The organism is Robiginitalea sp. (assembly GCF_049588695.1).
GTDB lineage: Bacteria > Bacteroidota > Bacteroidia > Flavobacteriales > Flavobacteriaceae > Robiginitalea.
The window spans coordinates 1-2,664 of record NZ_JBAVZJ010000501.1 but is presented as its reverse complement, the minus strand read 5'-3'; the positions used below and the strand labels follow the sequence as shown (position 1 = coordinate 2,664).

Annotated in this window: 2 protein-coding genes and 1 pseudogene; 1 reads left to right on the top strand and 2 read right to left on the bottom strand. The window is 43.8% G+C overall.

Features of this window, described 5'->3' with window-relative positions; all coding sequences use genetic code 11:
* The first annotated feature begins 516 nt into the window (after positions 1-516).
* A complete protein-coding gene (locus WBV75_RS11690) occupies positions 517-1,443 on the top strand; it encodes a LysR substrate-binding domain-containing protein (RefSeq protein WP_424120772.1) in 927 nt (308 codons plus the stop codon).
* Between the two features lie 145 nt (positions 1,444-1,588).
* Here the strand turns inward: WBV75_RS11690 and WBV75_RS11685 are convergent, their stop codons facing one another.
* On the bottom strand, positions 1,589-2,167 hold the full coding sequence (locus WBV75_RS11685) for a hypothetical protein (protein WP_424120771.1): 579 nt from the start codon (positions 2,165-2,167) through the stop codon (positions 1,589-1,591).
* 173 nt (positions 2,168-2,340) lie between these two features.
* A pseudogene (locus WBV75_RS11680) lies at positions 2,341-2,664 on the bottom strand (serine hydrolase domain-containing protein); the annotation flags it as partial.

Sequence of the window (2,664 nt, the reverse complement as noted above, 5' to 3'; positions counted from 1 at the left end):
CAAAATGACCCTCGCACCAACGCAGGCGCTGTAATTTGTGAAAGTTGATCTTCTCATCCAGGAGGGACAGCACCACATCTGTGGCTTCCATAGGGGTAAAACTCCCTTTGACCAATTCTACTTTTTGGTCTGTGATCGTTTCTTTCATTGCAGTGTATTTATCGTTTTTCATAGTTTGTTTTGTTAGGTTCGGACTTTAGCCGGATAAGGCTGATCAATCCCCATATAAAAGAAATAGCTATCAATTCTGTCATAAAAAGATTATCAAGGCTCCATGAACCCAGAAGCAGGACAACCAAAAGGACAGATCCTGCGATGACCTGCAAGGTTGTTCGGTTCACCACCGTTTTTGAAGTAGAACTACTTTGGGAACGCTCCCTGTTTTCTCTGTCGAAATCTGCAGTATGCTTAAAATTGTATGAAAAGGCCATTAATCTTTCTTTTACAGTGCAAAGTTGCAATATGTTTTTTATATATTTTTATTTATATTTATGATGAAAAACATTAATAATATTTATGAACTATACGCTCAACCAGCTCAATATATTTTATAAAATAGCACAGAATCAGAGTATTACCAAGGCTGCAGAAGAATTACATTTAACCCAACCGGCGGTCTCTATCCAGTTGAAAAACTTTCAGGATCAGTTCTCCATTCCCCTCACTGAAGTGGTAGGGCGAAGGCTCTATGTCACCGATTTTGGAAAGGAGATCGCGGAGGCTGCGGAGCAAATCCTGCACCAGGTGCAGGCCATCGACTATAAGACCCATGCCTTTGAGGGCAATATTGCGGGCCGTCTTACTATTTCCACGGTCTCTACGGCCAAGTATGTTATGCCTTATTTTTTAACAGGGTTTATGGATGCCAATCCCGGTGTGGATCTTGTAATGGATGTGACCAACAAGGCCAAGGTCATTCGAAGCCTGGAACAGAATGCAGTAGATTTCGCCCTGGTATCGGTGTTGCCGGATCACCTGAAAATAAACCGGGTTGAGTTGATGCAGAACAAACTGTTTCTTGTGGGTGGAACCTCCAGGATCGGACCGAAAAAGCGATCTGCAACCCGAGTATTGAAGGAAGAACCCCTGATTTTCAGGGAGTCAGGCTCGGCTACCCGGAATGCCATGGAGTCTTTCCTGGCTTCCAAATCAATACAGAATTCTAAAAGACTGGAACTCACCAGTAACGAGGCCCTGAAACAAGCGCTGATTGCCGGGTTGGGATATTCGATTATGCCGCTCATCGGGTTGAAAAATGAATTGAAAAACGAGGATCTGGAAATTATCCCAATGCGCGGACTCCCGGTCATTACGCACTGGAACCTGATTTGGCAAAAGTCTAAAAACCTCTCGCCCACGGCCCTGGCCTTTTTAGAATACCTGGCCGATCACAAAGATGAAATCATCCAGGAACACTTCGATTGGTTTGAAAATTACAATTAAACAAAATTATACTTGCGTATATGTTTACATCCCATTTTCAAACGGGGTCCGTTCTGTATTTTTATGCGGTCAGAACTTAGGAAAGTGTTTTTATTGGATTCTTATATAAGGTATATCTTTTAGATCAGGTACATCCGGGGACGCTTCAGGGACTCGGGGTAGAACAAGAGCCTTTCCAGGCTTCCATGATCTCATTCAGGGTGTTGATGGTTTTGTTCTGAATACCGAGAGCCAGTTGGGGGCAATCGAGGAAAAAGGGAATCAATTTTTTCCGCTTAAGCCCAAATATGCCCTGTGTAGCCCGCACCCACTGATCCTCCCGGGGGCGGTAAAAAAGCGGGAAGCTATCGAGATAGTCGTTATCGTCGTGGACGAATTCCCATTCATATAATATAAGATCCGGGTTTCTCCAGACGACCTTTAAAAAAATGGGTTTTTGACTTGGATCAGACTTATAGTTAAATCGAAAGAAGGAAGCATCCTCGCGGATTGCCACAGATTCAAAATCTAACTGATTGTACCCGTATCCCCGAATTTGATCCGGACGGTACTTCTTCTTTTGCCATTTCTTTTTAAACCTGACTTTGGCATATAGTCGCTCGAAGGGTCCGGGTTGCCGGTCTTTGACAAAACCTCTCAGCGTATCTCCCTCAAGGGTTATGATGTACCCGTCGTAATACCCCTTCTTTTGGGCGCGAAGTTCACTTGATCCGAGAAGGAACAACAGTATTAAAGCGGGAAAATAAAATATATGAAATTTTGACGGCTGCATAGAGGATTCCTTTAGGTACCTAATCGGGCTCAATGCCTACGGTACAAAGAACATACCAGTTCAGCAGCTGTACGCCAAAATGTTTTGATTTTCGATGAAGCATTGGAGTTTAGGGGAATCAAAACCTATTTCCAAAGGTAGAGCGCCTGAATTTTAGGGTCTGGTTCCGGGCTGAGTGTAAAAAACACATTGAGGGAGTCTTTGGATCCATAAATTTCAAAAGATCCCCGCAACTGATTTCCTGGATTAATTTCCCCTGTTTGCAGAATCTCACCGGCACCTTCCAGGAGGGGTCTGAGTTCCGAAATGCGGGTATTTCGATCCGAATCCAGATAGAAGTTTTCGGCAAATACTTCGGCTTCCAGTTCCTTATCCCAGGTTTTAAACCAATTGACGATCTGATTTTTCCGAAAGTTGAGGATGCCCGATACAGGCAGTTTCCTCGGCTT